This window comes from Alteromonas sp. LOR (assembly GCF_000753865.1).
Lineage (GTDB): Bacteria > Pseudomonadota > Gammaproteobacteria > Enterobacterales > Alteromonadaceae > Alteromonas.
Genome location: NZ_JQFW01000053.1, coordinates 1 through 618 on the forward strand (window position 1 = coordinate 1; position 618 = coordinate 618).

Annotated in this window: 1 protein-coding gene; it reads right to left on the reverse strand. The window is 42.7% G+C overall.

The window, feature by feature from the left end:
• Positions 1 to 178: 178 nt before the first annotated feature.
• Complete coding sequence (locus JV36_RS0115485) at positions 179 to 526, reverse strand: hypothetical protein (protein ID WP_032096974.1); 348 nt, start codon at positions 524 to 526, stop codon at positions 179 to 181.
• Positions 527 to 618: the final 92 nt, after the last annotated feature.

Below are 618 nucleotides of genomic sequence, written 5' to 3' on the forward strand. Positions count from 1 at the left end.
CCAGAACAACCTAATAATGGGAGTGTAGCTACAAACGCTAAAATTAAACTTTTCATTAATACATCCTTGTCATATAACTTTTAAATATGGGGCACAAACAGGCAGGCTACAATGGCGAAGCCGCCTGCTTGTTTGTGTCCCAGCCCGCCTGCGGGCGACATAATTTTTTTGTTAGGTGCTATGGAGCAAAAACAACAAAAGCAGACCTAAGTAAAATAATAAATACACCATAGCCGAGAAGTGAAATAGAACGTCTACGGCGTTTAGGCAAGAGCTCTTTTACAACAACGGAGTCGCCTTTTTTTAAAGACGCTCCCCATATAAAAAACCAATATACACCGAGCGCATAAGAACTAGAACCGATTTGAACGGTGGCATAATGTCGAGGCCAGAACCAAAAGTGCTTAGAGTAAGCAACATTGTCGCCCACCTTAACTTCAAACTTTGTAGTGAGGCGATCGTACGATACGCAAACCTTATTATCAGCTACGATGTGGCGATGTTTCTGAAATCTTTCGAAGCTCATATCCCTGTAGCACCTAACACTGGTGATAAGCGGAAACGCCTAGCACGGGCTCTAACTATAACAAAACCAAGCTTAACTAGGCGTTTCCGCTT